General features: G+C 60.3%; 11 protein-coding genes and 1 tRNA gene. All 12 read left to right on the top strand.

Annotated elements, in window-relative coordinates:
• The first annotated feature begins 2 nt into the window (after positions 1-2).
• The 12 genes from tuf to rpsG all read left to right on the top strand — a co-directional run bounded on the left by tuf (position 3) and on the right by rpsG (position 14340).
• Positions 3-1196: an elongation factor Tu gene (gene tuf, locus PVE35_RS03020; protein WP_268181140.1), complete on the top strand. Its 1194-nt coding sequence runs from the start codon at positions 3-5 to the stop codon at positions 1194-1196.
• A gap of 51 nt (positions 1197-1247) precedes the next feature.
• Positions 1248-1323, top strand: a tRNA-Trp gene (locus PVE35_RS03025).
• Between the two features lie 42 nt (positions 1324-1365).
• The gene (secE, locus tag PVE35_RS03030) at positions 1366-1734 is read left to right on the top strand and encodes a preprotein translocase subunit SecE (protein ID WP_277373772.1); all 369 of its coding nucleotides are present in this window, start codon (positions 1366-1368) and stop codon (positions 1732-1734) included.
• Between the two features lie 9 nt (positions 1735-1743).
• Complete coding sequence (nusG, locus tag PVE35_RS03035; RefSeq protein ID WP_024309662.1) at positions 1744-2277, top strand: transcription termination/antitermination protein NusG; 534 nt, start codon at positions 1744-1746, stop codon at positions 2275-2277.
• A gap of 119 nt (positions 2278-2396) precedes the next feature.
• Positions 2397-2828 (top strand): 50S ribosomal protein L11, encoded by a 432-nt coding sequence (rplK, locus tag PVE35_RS03040; RefSeq protein ID WP_159973780.1) that lies wholly within the window; start codon positions 2397-2399, stop codon positions 2826-2828.
• Positions 2829-3524: a 50S ribosomal protein L1 gene (gene rplA, locus PVE35_RS03045; protein ID WP_268181144.1), complete on the top strand. Its 696-nt coding sequence runs from the start codon at positions 2829-2831 to the stop codon at positions 3522-3524. It abuts the gene before it with no gap.
• A 218-nt stretch (positions 3525-3742) separates the two neighbouring features.
• A complete protein-coding gene (gene rplJ / locus PVE35_RS03050) occupies positions 3743-4243 on the top strand; it encodes a 50S ribosomal protein L10 (RefSeq protein ID WP_003463333.1) in 501 nt (166 codons plus the stop codon).
• An 80-nt stretch (positions 4244-4323) separates the two neighbouring features.
• Complete coding sequence (rplL, locus tag PVE35_RS03055; RefSeq protein WP_268181146.1) at positions 4324-4692, top strand: 50S ribosomal protein L7/L12; 369 nt, start codon at positions 4324-4326, stop codon at positions 4690-4692.
• Between the two features lie 221 nt (positions 4693-4913).
• Complete coding sequence (gene rpoB / locus PVE35_RS03060; RefSeq protein ID WP_277373775.1) at positions 4914-8987, top strand: DNA-directed RNA polymerase subunit beta; 4074 nt, start codon at positions 4914-4916, stop codon at positions 8985-8987.
• Between the two features lie 61 nt (positions 8988-9048).
• The gene (gene rpoC, locus PVE35_RS03065; RefSeq protein WP_277373777.1) at positions 9049-13248 is read left to right on the top strand and encodes a DNA-directed RNA polymerase subunit beta'; all 4200 of its coding nucleotides are present in this window, start codon (positions 9049-9051) and stop codon (positions 13246-13248) included.
• Positions 13249-13394: 146 nt separating this feature from the next.
• Complete coding sequence (gene rpsL / locus PVE35_RS03070; RefSeq protein WP_004373429.1) at positions 13395-13766, top strand: 30S ribosomal protein S12; 372 nt, start codon at positions 13395-13397, stop codon at positions 13764-13766.
• A gap of 103 nt (positions 13767-13869) precedes the next feature.
• On the top strand, positions 13870-14340 hold the full coding sequence (gene rpsG, locus PVE35_RS03075) for a 30S ribosomal protein S7 (protein ID WP_009397350.1): 471 nt from the start codon (positions 13870-13872) through the stop codon (positions 14338-14340).
• Positions 14341-14344: the final 4 nt, after the last annotated feature.

The raw sequence follows: 14344 nt of genomic DNA on the forward strand, positions 1-14344 counted from the left end.
AGATGGCTAAAGAGAAATTTGAACGTAACAAACCGCACGTCAACGTCGGCACCATCGGTCACGTTGACCACGGTAAGACCACTCTGACCGCTGCTCTGACCCGCGTCTGCTCCGAAGTTTTCGGTTCGGCCAAGGTCGACTTCGACAAGATCGACAGCGCTCCGGAAGAGAAAGCTCGTGGTATCACCATCAACACTGCGCACGTAGAGTACGACTCCAACATTCGTCACTACGCGCACGTTGACTGCCCGGGTCACGCCGACTACGTGAAGAACATGATCACCGGTGCTGCCCAGATGGACGGCGCGATCCTGGTCTGCTCGGCTGCCGACGGCCCCATGCCGCAAACCCGTGAGCACATCCTGCTGTCCCGTCAGGTAGGCGTACCGTACATCGTCGTGTTCCTGAACAAGGCCGACATGGTTGACGACGCTGAGCTGCTGGAACTGGTCGAGATGGAAGTTCGCGACCTGCTGAGCACCTATGACTTCCCGGGTGACGACACTCCGATCATCATCGGTTCCGCGCTGATGGCGCTGAATGGCGAAGACGACAACGAACTGGGCACCACTGCGGTCAAGAAGCTGGTCGAGACTCTGGATACCTACATCCCTGAGCCGGTTCGTGCCATCGACAAGCCGTTCCTGATGCCGATCGAAGACGTGTTCTCGATCTCCGGCCGCGGCACCGTGGTAACTGGCCGTGTCGAGCGCGGTATCGTCAAGGTTCAGGAAGAGATCGAGATCGTCGGTCTGCGTCCGACCACCAAGACCACCTGCACCGGCGTGGAAATGTTCCGCAAGCTGCTGGACGAAGGTCGTGCTGGCGAGAACTGCGGCGTGCTGCTGCGCGGCACCAAGCGTGATGAAGTCGAGCGTGGTCAGGTACTGGCCAAGCCGGGCACCATCAAGCCGCACACCAAGTTCGAGGCTGAGGTTTACGTGCTGTCCAAGGAAGAAGGTGGTCGTCACACCCCGTTTTTCAAGGGCTACCGTCCGCAGTTCTACTTCCGTACCACTGACGTGACCGGTTCGTGCGAACTGCCGGAAGGCGTTGAGATGGTAATGCCGGGCGACAACATCAAGATGGTTGTCACCCTGATCAAGCCGATCGCCATGGAAGACGGCCTGCGCTTCGCGATTCGCGAAGGTGGTCGTACCGTTGGTGCCGGCGTGGTTGCCAAGATCGTCGAATAATCGGTTGATCTGTCACTCTCAGGCCGGCATAATGGTCGGCCTGATTCATCTAGGTCAGTAGCTCAATTGGCAGAGCGGCGGTCTCCAAAACCGCAGGTTGGGGGTTCGATTCCCTCCTGACCTGCCATTTTCTAACGAATTTGGCGCGTCTTTCACAGGATCCTCTCGAATGAATGGTAAGGCTGAAGCCCAAGACTCTCGCTTTGATCTGGTCAAGTGGCTGGTTGTCGCTGCCCTGGTTGTAGTGGGTGTGGTCGGTAATCAGTACTTTTCCGCCGAGCCGATCCTTTATCGCGTTCTTGGTGTGCTGGTGCTCGCTGTCGTGGCTGCTTTCGTGGCCTTTCAGACCGCTCGTGGCCAGGCCTTCGCGGTATTGCTGAAAGAAGCTCGCGTCGAGATTCGCAAGGTCGTATGGCCAACCCGCCAGGAAACCACGCAGACCACGCTGATCGTGGTGGCCGTGGTGCTGGTGATGGCGCTGCTGCTGTGGGGGCTCGATTCCCTGCTCGGTTGGCTTGTTTCCCTGATTGTAGGTTAAGGGTGTCCCGTGGCTAAGCGTTGGTACGTCGTGCATGCTTACTCGGGTTACGAGAAGCATGTCATGCGCTCGCTGATCGAGCGCGTCAAGCTGGCTGGCATGGAAGATGACTTCGGCGAGATTCTCGTGCCCACTGAAGAAGTGGTCGAGATGCGCAACGGTCAGAAGCGCAAGAGTGAGCGCAAGTTCTTCCCTGGCTATGTGCTGGTACAGATGGAAATGAACGAGGCGACTTGGCACCTGATCAAGGATACGCCCCGCGTCATGGGCTTCATTGGTGGTACGGCCGACAAGCCGGCGCCGATCACCGAGAAGGAAGCCGAAGCCATTCTCCGTCGTGTTGCCGACAGTGGCGACAAGCCCAAGCCGAAGACCTTGTTCGAGCCGGGCGAGATGGTGCGTGTCATCGATGGCCCGTTCGCCGACTTCGGTGGCGTGGTCGAAGAAGTCAATTACGAGAAGAGCCGTATCCAGGTTGCTGTGACCATTTTCGGTCGCTCCACCCCGGTCGAGCTGGAGTTCAGTCAGGTCGAGAAGGCATAACTGACATAAGCATCCCTCACCCCGCAGCCTCAGGCTGCGGGGTTTTGTCGTCATTGGGATAAATGCGTAAGTAACCGGGGAGCCTTTCGAGGCGTTTGAACCCGACATTGGAGTAGCTAATGGCTAAGAAGATTCAGGCTTATATCAAGCTGCAAGTTAAAGCCGGTCAGGCAAACCCGTCGCCACCCGTGGGCCCGGCTTTGGGTCAGCACGGCGTGAACATCATGGAATTCTGCAAGGCGTTCAACGCCAAGACCCAGGGCATGGAACCTGGTCTGCCGACTCCTGTGATCATCACCGTTTACAGTGACCGCAGCTTCACCTTTGAAACCAAGAGCACCCCGGCTTCCGTGCTGCTGAAAAAAGCGGCCGGCATCCAGAGTGGCTCCAGCCGTCCCAACACCCAGAAAGTCGGCACCGTTACCCGTGCTCAGCTGGAAGAGATCGCCAAGACCAAGCAGGCCGATCTGACCGCCGCTGACATGGATGCGGCCGTGCGTACCATCGCCGGTTCCGCTCGTAGCATGGGCCTGAACGTGGAGGGTGTGTAAATGGCTAAGTTGACCAAGCGCCAGAAGGCCATCGCCGCCAAGGTTGAAGCTGGCAAGGCTTATTCCTTTGAAGATGCAGCCAAGCTGCTGGCCGAGCTGTCGGCCGTCAAGTTCACCGAGTCCTTCGATATCGCCGTGAACCTGGGCGTCGACCCGCGTAAATCCGACCAGGTCGTACGTGGTGCTACCGTTCTGCCGAACGGCACTGGCAAGACCGTACGCGTTGCCGTGTTCACCCAGGGCCCGGGCGCTGAAGCTGCTCTGGCTGCCGGTGCCGACAAGGTCGGTATGGACGATCTGGCTGCCGAAATGAAGGCTGGCGATCTGAACTACGACGTGGTCATCGCTTCTCCGGACGCCATGCGCGTCGTCGGTCAGCTGGGCCAGGTACTGGGTCCGCGCGGCCTGATGCCGAACCCGAAAGTCGGCACCGTGACTCCGGACGTCGCCACCGCTGTGAAGAACGCCAAGGCGGGTCAGGTGCGTTTCCGTACCGACAAGAACGGCATCATCCACACCTCCGTTGGCAAGGTTGGCTTCGAAGCCGCCGCGCTGAAGCAGAACGTGGAAGCCCTGCTGTCCGACCTCAAGCGTCTGAAGCCGTCCACTTCCAAAGGTATCTACGTCAAGCGCGTGACCCTGAGCACCACCATGGGTCCGGGTCTGATCATCGATCAGGCTTCGCTCGAGGCGTAAGGCAATACGGGCTGGCGGCGACTGCGGCCGTCAGCCTTGCAAGATTGGGGTCCCTGCCTGGCGGGGGCTATCCAAGACCGTAGGTGGCGCAAGCTTTAAACCCAAGAGAGCGATCTCGCGGGGCCTACGCAGATGGTGCTCCCGATTCATACCGAATCAGACACCAAAACGCCGTCGGGCTTCGGCCTGACGAAACGGTAAAAACCAGGAGTAAACCCGTGGCAATTAAACTCGAAGACAAGAAGGCCATCGTCGCTGAAGTCAACGAGGCTGCCAAAGCCGGTCTGTCCGCTGTCGTGGCTGATGCCCGTGGCGTGACCGTCGGCGCAATGACCGGACTCCGTAAAGAGGCCCGCGAAGCAGGTGTGTACGTGAAAGTCGTGCGTAACACCCTGCTCAAGCGCGCCGTTGAAGGCACTCAGTTCGACGTGCTCAACGACGTGTTCAAAGGCCCGACCCTGATCGCTTTCTCCAACGAACACCCGGGCGCTGCTGCTCGTCTGTTCAAGGAGTTCGCCAAGGGTCAGGACAAGTTCGAGATCAAGGCAGCTGCGTTCGAGGGCAAGTACCTCGCAGCCAACCAGATCGACGTACTGGCAAGCCTGCCGACCCGCGACGAGGGCATCGCCCAGCTGATGAGCGTTATCCAAGGCGCCACCAGCAAGCTCGCTCGCACTCTGGCAGCCATTCGCGACCAGAAAGAAGCTGCTGCTGCCTAAGGCGGCCTGAGCCCTTTCGAAATCAAACGTTTAATTTGATGGTCGCCTAGGCCGTCACCCCAATACAGGAATTGATAGTCATGTCTCTGACTAACGAGCAAATCATCGAAGCCATCGGCCAGAAATCCGTCATGGAAATCGTCGAGCTGATCAAAGCGATGGAAGAAACCTTCGGCGTTACCGCTGCTGCTGCCGTCGCCGCTGGCCCGGCTACTGCCGCTGCCGCTGTCGAAGAGCAGACCGAGTTCAACGTTGTTCTGGCTGAAGCCGGCGACAAGAAAGTGAACGTGATCAAGGCCGTTCGCGAGCTGACCGGTCTGGGCCTGAAAGAAGCCAAGGAGAAGGTCGACACCGCTCCTCAGGTCATCGCTGAAGGTCTGAGCAAAGAAGCTGCCGAAGACGCCAAGAAGAAGCTGGAAGAAGCTGGCGCCAAGGTCGAACTCAAGTAAGTTCGCACCTTGCGTCTACAGCCCGAGCGACTCGCACAAGGCTGATGGCTGGTGGCTTTTGCCACCGGCCTTTTTCCGTTCTAGGTTGGCTGTTCATCAGCCGACCTGGAGCCGAAAAGAACCCGCCCGAGGGGCGGCTGCAAACCGAGGGTTTGCACGATTTTCTGGTCATCGCCGCCGGCGCTGGCCAAACAAGCAGGTGACCAAGCTGGGGAACGCTGATGGCTTACTCATACACTGAGAAAAAACGTATCCGCAAGGACTTTAGCAAGTTGCCGGATGTCATGGATGTGCCTTACCTCCTGGCCATCCAGCTGGATTCGTACCGCGAATTCCTGCAGCAAGGGGTGAGCAAGGAACAGTTCCGTGACATCGGCCTGCATGCGGCCTTCAAATCGGTATTCCCGATCATCAGCTACTCCGGCAACGCCGCCCTGGAGTACGTCGGCTATCGCCTGGGCGAGCCGGCGTTCGACGTCAAGGAATGCGTCCTGCGTGGCGTGACCTTCGCCGTGCCGCTGCGCGTGAAAGTGCGCCTGATCATTTTCGACAAAGAATCGTCGAACAAAGCGATCAAGGACATCAAAGAGCAGGAAGTGTACATGGGCGAAATTCCGCTCATGACCGAGAACGGTACCTTCGTCATCAACGGTACCGAGCGCGTGATCGTGTCCCAGCTACACCGTTCGCCGGGTGTGTTCTTCGACCATGACCGTGGCAAGACCCACAGCTCGGGCAAGCTGCTGTACTCCGCGCGCATCATTCCTTACCGTGGCTCCTGGCTGGACTTCGAGTTCGACCCGAAGGACGCCGTGTTCGTGCGTATCGACCGTCGCCGCAAGCTGCCGGCGTCCGTCCTGCTGCGCGCGCTGGGCTACAGCACCGAAGAGGTGCTCGATGCCTTCTACGACACCAACGTCTACCACGTTAAGAGCGAAGGCCTGAGCCTGGAGCTGGTGCCGCAGCGTCTGCGTGGTGAAATCGCCGTGCAGGACATCAAGGATGCCAGCGGCAAGGTGATCGTCGAGCAGGGCCGTCGTATCACGGCTCGCCACATCAACCAGCCGGACAAGGCTGGCATCAAGGAGCTGGACGTCCCGATCGAGTACGTCATTGGCCGCACCACGGCCAAGGCCATCGTGCACCCGGCTACCGGCGAGATCATCGCCGAGTGCAACACCGAGCTGACCGCCGACCTGCTGGCCAAGATGGCCAAGGCCAACGTGGTGCGCTTCGAGACGCTGTACACCAACGACATCGACTGCGGCCCGTTCATCAGCGACACCCTGAAGATCGACAGCACCACCAACCAACTGGAAGCGCTGGTCGAGATCTACCGCATGATGCGTCCTGGCGAGCCGCCAACCAAGGATGCCGCCGAGACCCTGTTCAACAACCTGTTCTTCAGCTCCGAGCGTTACGACCTGTCCGCCGTGGGCCGCATGAAATTCAACCGTCGTATCGGTCGCACCGAGATCGAAGGCCCGGGCGTTCTGTCGCGTGAAGACATCGTTGCCGTGCTCAAGACCCTGGTCGACATCCGTAACGGCAAGGGCATCGTCGACGACATCGACCACCTGGGTAACCGTCGCGTGCGTTGCGTCGGCGAGATGGCCGAGAACCAGTTCCGCGTTGGCCTGGTGCGCGTCGAGCGTGCGGTCAAGGAACGTCTGTCGATGGCCGAAAGCGAAGGCCTCATGCCGCAGGATCTGATCAACGCCAAGCCGGTTGCGGCGGCGGTGAAGGAGTTCTTCGGTTCCAGCCAGCTTTCGCAGTTCATGGACCAGAACAACCCGCTCTCCGAGATCACCCACAAGCGCCGCGTTTCCGCCCTCGGCCCAGGTGGTCTAACCCGTGAGCGCGCCGGCTTCGAGGTTCGCGACGTACACCCGACCCATTACGGTCGCGTGTGCCCGATCGAAACCCCTGAAGGTCCGAACATCGGTCTGATCAACTCCCTGGCGGCCTACGCCCGCACCAACCAGTACGGCTTCCTGGAAAGCCCGTACCGTGTGGTCAAGGCTGGCAAGGTCACCGACGAGATCGTGTTCCTGTCCGCCATCGAAGAGGCCGATCACGTGATCGCCCAGGCGTCCGCCACCCTGAACGACAAGGGTGAGCTGGTCGACGAGCTGGTGGCCGTGCGTCACCTGAACGAATTCACCGTGAAGGCGCCGGAAGACGTCACCCTGATGGACGTATCGCCCAAGCAGGTAGTCTCGGTTGCCGCCTCGCTGATTCCGTTCCTCGAGCACGACGACGCCAACCGTGCACTGATGGGCTCGAACATGCAGCGTCAGGCCGTGCCGACCCTGCGTGCTGACAAGCCGCTGGTGGGTACCGGCATGGAGCGCAACGTTGCCCGTGACTCCGGTGTCTGCGTCGTGGCTCGTCGTGGTGGTGTGATCGACTCGGTCGACGCCAGCCGCATCGTGGTGCGCGTCAATGACGACGAAGTCGAGACTGGCGAAGCCGGTGTCGATATCTACAACCTGACCAAGTACACCCGCTCCAACCAGAACACCTGCATCAACCAGCGCCCGCTGGTGAACAAGGGTGATCAGGTGGCGCGTGGTGACATCATGGCCGACGGCCCCTCCACCGACATGGGTGAACTGGCCCTGGGTCAGAACATGCGCGTCGCGTTCATGCCCTGGAACGGCTTCAACTTCGAGGACTCCATCTGCCTGTCCGAGCGCGTGGTGCAGGAGGATCGCTTCACCACCATCCACATTCAGGAACTGACCTGTGTGGCGCGTGACACCAAGCTCGGCCCAGAGGAAATCTCCTCGGATATCCCGAACGTGGGTGAAGCGGCTCTGAACAAGCTGGACGAAGCCGGTATCGTCTACGTCGGCGCCGAAGTTGGTCCGGGCGACATCCTGGTCGGTAAGGTCACGCCGAAAGGCGAGACCCAGCTAACCCCGGAAGAAAAACTGCTGCGTGCGATCTTCGGTGAAAAGGCGTCCGACGTTAAGGATACCTCCCTGCGCGTGCCGACCGGCACCAAGGGCACCGTCATCGACGTGCAGGTCTTCACCCGTGACGGCGTGGAGCGCGACAGCCGTGCCCTGGCCATCGAGAAACAGCAACTGGACGAGATCCGCAAGGATCTGAACGAAGAGTTCCGTATCGTCGAAGGCGCCACCTTCGAGCGTCTGCGTTCCGCTCTGGTGGGCGCCACTGCCGAAGGCGGCGCTGGCCTGAAGAAAGGCACCGTGATCACCGACGAGATCCTCGATGGTCTCGAGCGTGGTCAGTGGTTCAAGCTGCGCATGGCCGACGATGCCCTGAACGAGCAGTTGGAGAAGGCCCAGGCCTACATCTCCGACCGTCGTCAGATGCTCGACGACAAGTTCGAGGACAAGAAGCGCAAGCTGCAGCAGGGCGATGACCTGGCTCCGGGCGTGCTGAAGATCGTCAAGGTCTACCTGGCCATCCGCCGTCGCATCCAGCCGGGTGACAAGATGGCCGGTCGTCACGGTAACAAGGGTGTGGTCTCGGTGATCATGCCGGTCGAAGACATGCCGCACGACGCCAACGGTACGCCGGTGGACATCGTGCTGAACCCGCTGGGCGTACCCTCGCGTATGAACGTCGGTCAGATCCTCGAAACCCACCTGGGCCTGGCGGCCAAGGGCCTGGGCGAGAAGATCAACCGCATGCTCGAAGAGCAGCGCAAGGTCGCCGAACTGCGCAAGTTCCTCACCGAGATCTACAACGAGATTGGTGGTCGCCAGGAAAACCTCGAAGAGTTCTCCGATAACGAGATCCTCGAACTGGCGAAGAACCTCAAGGGTGGCGTGCCGATGGCGACTGCCGTGTTCGACGGTGCCAAGGAAACCGAGATCAAGGCCATGCTCAAACTGGCCGATCTGCCGGAGAGCGGCCAGATGCGTCTGTTCGACGGCCGTACCGGCAACCAGTTCGAGCGTCCGACCACCGTCGGTTACATGTACATGCTCAAACTGAACCACCTGGTGGACGACAAGATGCACGCGCGTTCCACTGGTTCCTACAGCCTGGTTACCCAGCAGCCGCTGGGTGGTAAGGCGCAGTTCGGTGGTCAGCGTTTCGGGGAGATGGAGGTCTGGGCGCTGGAAGCCTACGGTGCCGCCTACACCCTGCAGGAAATGCTGACCGTGAAGTCGGACGACGTGAACGGCCGTACCAAGATGTACAAGAACATCGTGGATGGCGATCACCGCATGGAGCCGGGCATGCCCGAGTCCTTCAACGTGTTGATCAAAGAGATCCGTTCGCTCGGCATCGACATCGATCTGGAAACCGAATAACACGACGTGAATCGGTAGCGGGGTGAAGCCCCCGCTACCTGCTCCGCCAGGAGGAAAGGCCTTGAAAGACCTACTGAATTTGCTGAAAAACCAGGGTCAAGTCGAAGAGTTCGACGCCATCCGTATCGGCTTGGCCTCGCCCGAGATGATCCGTTCGTGGTCGTTCGGTGAAGTTAAGAAGCCGGAAACCATCAACTACCGTACCTTCAAGCCCGAGCGCGATGGTCTGTTCTGCGCCAAGATCTTTGGCCCGGTCAAGGACTACGAGTGCCTGTGCGGCAAGTACAAGCGCCTCAAGCACCGCGGCGTGATCTGCGAGAAGTGCGGCGTTGAAGTAGCCCTGGCCAAGGTTCGCCGTGAGCGCATGGCGCACATCGAACTGGCCTCGCCGGTCGCCCACATCTGGTTCCTCAAGTCGCTGCCGAGCCGTATCGGCCTGCTGATGGACATGACCCTGCGTGACATCGAGCGCGTGCTCTATTTCGAGAGCTACGTGGTGATCGATCCGGGCATGACCACCCTCGAGAAGGGCCAGCTGCTCAACGACGAGCAGTACTTCGAGGCCCTCGAAGAGTTCGGTGACGACTTCGACGCGCGCATGGGCGCCGAGGCCGTGCGCGAGCTGCTGCACGCCATCGATCTGGATCACGAGATCAGCCGCCTGCGTGAAGAGATTCCGCAGACCAACTCGGAAACCAAGATCAAGAAGCTGTCCAAGCGCCTGAAGCTGATGGAAGCCTTCAAGGACTCCGGCAACCTGCCGGAGTGGATGGTGCTGACCGTTCTGCCGGTGCTGCCGCCGGATCTGCGTCCGCTGGTACCGCTGGACGGTGGTCGCTTCGCGACCTCGGATCTGAACGATCTGTATCGCCGCGTGATCAACCGTAACAACCGTCTCAAGCGCCTGCTCGATCTGTCGGCGCCGGACATCATCGTGCGCAACGAAAAGCGCATGCTGCAGGAAGCGGTCGACGCCCTGCTCGACAACGGCCGTCGCGGTCGCGCCATTACCGGCAGCAACAAGCGTCCGCTGAAGTCGCTGGCTGACATGATCAAGGGTAAGCAAGGTCGCTTCCGTCAGAACCTGCTCGGTAAGCGCGTGGACTACTCCGGTCGTTCCGTGATCACCGTGGGCCCGACCCTGCGCCTGCACCAGTGTGGTCTGCCGAAGAAGATGGCCCTGGAGCTGTTCAAGCCGTTCATTTTCGGCAAGCTGGAAGCCCGTGGCCTGGCCACCACCATCAAGGCGGCCAAGAAGATGGTCGAGCGTGAACTGCCCGAGGTCTGGGACGTTCTCGCCGAAGTCATCCGCGAACACCCCGTGCTGCTCAACCGCGCACCGACCCTGCACCGTCTGGGTATCCAGGCGTTCGAGCCGGTACTGATCGAAGGTAAAGCGATCCAGCTACACCCGCTGGTCTGCGCCGCGTACAACGCCGACTTCGACGGTGACCAGATGGCCGTGCACGTGCCGCTGACCCTGGAAGCCCAGCTCGAAGCACGCGCGCTGATGATGTCCACCAACAACATCCTCTCGCCCGCCAACGGCGAGCCGATCATCGTGCCGTCGCAGGACGTGGTACTGGGTCTGTACTACATGACCCGTGAAGCGGTGAACGCCAAGGGTGAAGGCCGCGTCTTCGCCGACCTGCAGGAAGTCGACCGCGTGTTCCGCGCCGGCGAAGCGTCCCTGCACGCCCGCGTGAAAGTGCGTATCAACGAGACCGTCAAGCAGAAGGACGGCAGCCTGGTGAAGAACACCCGTATCGTCGACACCACCGTCGGCCGCGCGCTGCTGTTCCAGATCGTGCCGGCTGGCCTGTCCTATGACGTGGTCAACCAGTCGATGAAGAAGAAGGCGATCTCCAAGCTGATCAACCAGTGCTACCGCACCGTGGGTCTGAAGGACACCGTCATCTTCGCCGACCAGTTGATGTACACCGGTTTCGCCTACTCCACCATCTCCGGTGTATCGATCGGCGTGAATGACTTCGTCATCCCGGCCGAGAAGGCGCGCATCATCGATGCCGCCACCGAAGAAGTGAAGGAAATCGAATCGCAGTACGCCTCCGGCCTGGTAACCCAGGGCGAGAAGTACAACAAGGTGATCGACCTCTGGTCGAAGGCCAACGACGAAGTGTCCAAGGCGATGATGGCCAACCTCTCGAAAGAGCCGGTGGTCGATCGCGAAGGCAAGACCGTCGAGCAGGAGTCCTTCAACTCCATGTACATGATGGCTGACTCCGGTGCGCGGGGTTCCGCTGCCCAGATTCGTCAGCTGGCCGGTATGCGTGGTCTGATGGCCAAGCCGGACGGCTCCATCATCGAAACGCCGATCACCGCGAACTTCCGCGAAGGTCTGTCGGTACTGCAGTACTTCATCTCCACTCACGGTGCGCGTAAAGGTCTGGCGGATACCGCACTGAAGACCGCGAACTCCGGTTACCTGACTCGTCGTCTGGTCGATGTGGCCCAGGACCTGGTGGTGACCGAGATCGATTGCGGCACCGAGCAGGGTCTGTTGATGACCCCGCACATCGAAGGTGGTGACGTGGTCGAGCCGCTCGGTGAGCGCGTGCTGGGCCGTGTCATCGCCCGTGACGTGCCCAAGCCTGGCAGCGATGAGATCATCGTGCCGGCCGGTACCCTGATCGACGAGAAGTGGGTCGAGTTCATCGAGCTGAACAGCGTCGACGAAGTGGTGGTGCGTTCGCCGATCACCTGCGAAACCCGCTACGGTATCTGCTCCAAGTGCTACGGTCGCGACCTGGCTCGCGGTCACCAGGTGAACATCGGTGAAGCGGTCGGCGTCATCGCTGCCCAGTCCATCGGTGAGCCGGGTACCCAGCCGACCATGCGTACCTTCCACATCGGTGGTGCCGCCAGCCGTACCTCGGCTGCCGACAGCGTCCAGGTGAAGAACGGTGGCGTGGTGCGCCTGCATAACCTCAAGCATGTCGAACGTACCGACGGCGCCCTGGTGGCCGTCTCGCGTTCCGGTGAGCTGGCCATCGCCGACGAATTCGGCCGTGAGCGTGAACGCTACAAGCTGCCTTACGGTGCCGTGATTTCGGTGAAGGAAGGCGACAAGGTCGATGCTGGCGCCATCGTCGCCAAGTGGGATCCGCACACCCACCCGATCGTGACCGAAATGAAGGGTATCGTGACCTTCGTCGGCATGGAGGAGGGCATCACCATCAAGCGTCAGACCGACGAACTGACCGGTCTGACCAACATCGAGGTGATGGATCCGAAGGATCGTCCGGCTTCCGGCAAGGACATCCGTCCGGCGATCAAGATGGTCGATGCCAATGGCAAGGAGCTGCTGCTGCCGGGTACCGACGTTCCCGCTCAGTACTTCCTGCCAGCCAACGCTCTGGTCGGTGTGGCCGACGGTGCGCAGATTGCAGTGGGTGACGTTATCGCCCGTATCCCGCAGGAAACCTCGAAGACCCGCGACATCACCGGTGGTCTGCCGCGCGTTGCCGACCTGTTCGAGGCGCGTCGTCCGAAGGAAGCGTCGATCCTGGCGGAGATCAGCGGCACCATCTCGTTCGGTAAAGAGACCAAGGGCAAGCGCCGTCTGGTCATCACCCCGACCGATGGCAGCGATCCGTATGAGGAGCTGATTCCGAAGTGGCGTCACCTGAACGTGTTTGAAGGCGAACAGGTGAACAAGGGCGAGGTGATCTCCGACGGTCCGAGCGACCCGCACGACATCCTGCGTCTGTTGGGCGTCAGCGCGCTGGCCAAGTACATCGTCAACGAGATCCAGGACGTTTACCGTCTGCAGGGCGTGAAGATCAACGACAAGCACATCGAGACCATCCTGCGTCAGATGCTGCGCAAGGTCGAGATCACCGAAGCCGGCGATTCGTCCTTCATCAAGGGCGATCAGATGGAACTCACCCAGGTGCTGGGCGAGAACGAGCGTCTGGCCGAAGAGGACAAGTTCGTCGCCAAGTACACCCGTGTACTGCTGGGTATCACCAAGGCGTCGCTGTCCACCGAGTCCTTCATCTCGGCGGCCTCCTTCCAGGAAACCACTCGCGTCCTTACCGAGGCGGCGGTTACCGGCAAGCGCGACTACCTGCGTGGTCTGAAAGAGAACGTGGTCGTGGGTCGTCTGATCCCGGCCGGTACCGGTCTGGCCTATCACAGCGAGCGCAAGCGCAAGCGTGATGCCGACAAGCCGGTACGTGTCAGCGCCAGTGAGGTGGAAGCCGCACTGACCGAAGCGCTGAACTCCAGCGGCAATTGAGTCGAAGCCTCGCTAGTTCGCTAGTGGGGCTTTGCCTTGACTGGGGGCGTGCGTCTCTTTAGACTCATGCACCCCTAAATTTGGCAGGGCGTTTGGCTCTGCCATCTTTATTTGTGAGCGTCGAAAGACAACAGTGGAGCTAGTAGATGGCAACTATCAACCAGCTGGTACGTCAGCCGCGTAAGCGTATCGTCGAGAAATCCGACGTGCCTGCGCTGCAGAACTGCCCGCAGCGTCGTGGCGTGTGCACCCGCGTGTACACCACCACGCCGAAGAAACCTAACTCGGCACTGCGTAAAGTGTGCCGCGTGCGTCTGACCAACGGCTACGAAGTGTCTTCGTACATCGGTGGTGAAGGCCACAACCTGCAAGAGCACAGCGTCGTGCTGATCCGTGGCGGTCGTGTAAAAGACCTTCCGGGTGTGCGCTACCACACCGTGCGTGGTTCGCTGGATACCTCCGGCGTCAAAGACCGTAAGCAGGGTCGTTCCAAGTACGGTACCAAGCGTCCGAAGTAAGGCCGCTTGATCCTTTTTATCTAGTTGAGTCGATAAGAGTAAGGTCGGGCCGGCTGATGCTGTGAGTCCCGAGCTAACCTGAAGACCGTTTGAGGGCTTATCAATGCCAAGACGTCGTGTAGCAGCAAAGCGTGAGATCCTGGACGATCCGAAATACGGAAGCCAGATCCTCGCCAAATTCATGAACCACGTGATGGAAAGCGGCAAGAAGGCCGTGGCCGAGCGCATCGTTTACGGTGCTCTGGACACTGTCAAGGCGCGCAAGAACAGCGATCCCCTGGAGATCTTCGAGAAAGCTCTCGACGCCATCGCTCCGCTGGTCGAAGTCAAGTCCCGCCGTGTAGGCGGTGCTACCTACCAGGTTCCGGTCGAAGTTCGTCCGTCCCGTCGTAACGCTCTGGCCATGCGCTGGCTGGTGGACTTCGCGCGCAAGCGCGGTGAGAAGTCCATGGCTCTGCGCCTGGCTGGTGAGCTGCTGGATGCTGCTGAAGGCAAAGGCGCTGCTGTCAAGAAGCGTGAAGACGTGCACCGTATGGCCGAGGCCAACAAGGCTTTCTCGCACTACCGCTTCTAATTCC

Source organism: Pseudomonas sp. AA-38, from assembly GCF_029457475.1.
Lineage (GTDB): Bacteria > Pseudomonadota > Gammaproteobacteria > Pseudomonadales > Pseudomonadaceae > Aquipseudomonas.

Excerpts from the sequence above, each read along its gene's own strand:
- tuf (WP_268181140.1), top strand. The coding sequence starts at position 3 with ATGGCTAAAGAGAAATTTGAACGTAACAAACCGCACGTCAACGTCGGC.
- secE (WP_277373772.1), top strand. The coding sequence starts at position 1,366 with ATGAATGGTAAGGCTGAAGCCCAAGACTCTCGCTTTGATCTGGTCAAG.
- rplK (WP_159973780.1), top strand. The coding sequence starts at position 2,397 with ATGGCTAAGAAGATTCAGGCTTATATCAAGCTGCAAGTTAAAGCCGGT.
- rplA (WP_268181144.1), top strand. The coding sequence starts at position 2,829 with ATGGCTAAGTTGACCAAGCGCCAGAAGGCCATCGCCGCCAAGGTTGAA.
- rplL (WP_268181146.1), top strand. The coding sequence starts at position 4,324 with ATGTCTCTGACTAACGAGCAAATCATCGAAGCCATCGGCCAGAAATCC.
- rpoB (WP_277373775.1), top strand. The coding sequence starts at position 4,914 with ATGGCTTACTCATACACTGAGAAAAAACGTATCCGCAAGGACTTTAGC.
- rpsL (WP_004373429.1), top strand. The coding sequence starts at position 13,395 with ATGGCAACTATCAACCAGCTGGTACGTCAGCCGCGTAAGCGTATCGTC.
- rpsG (WP_009397350.1), top strand. The coding sequence starts at position 13,870 with ATGCCAAGACGTCGTGTAGCAGCAAAGCGTGAGATCCTGGACGATCCG.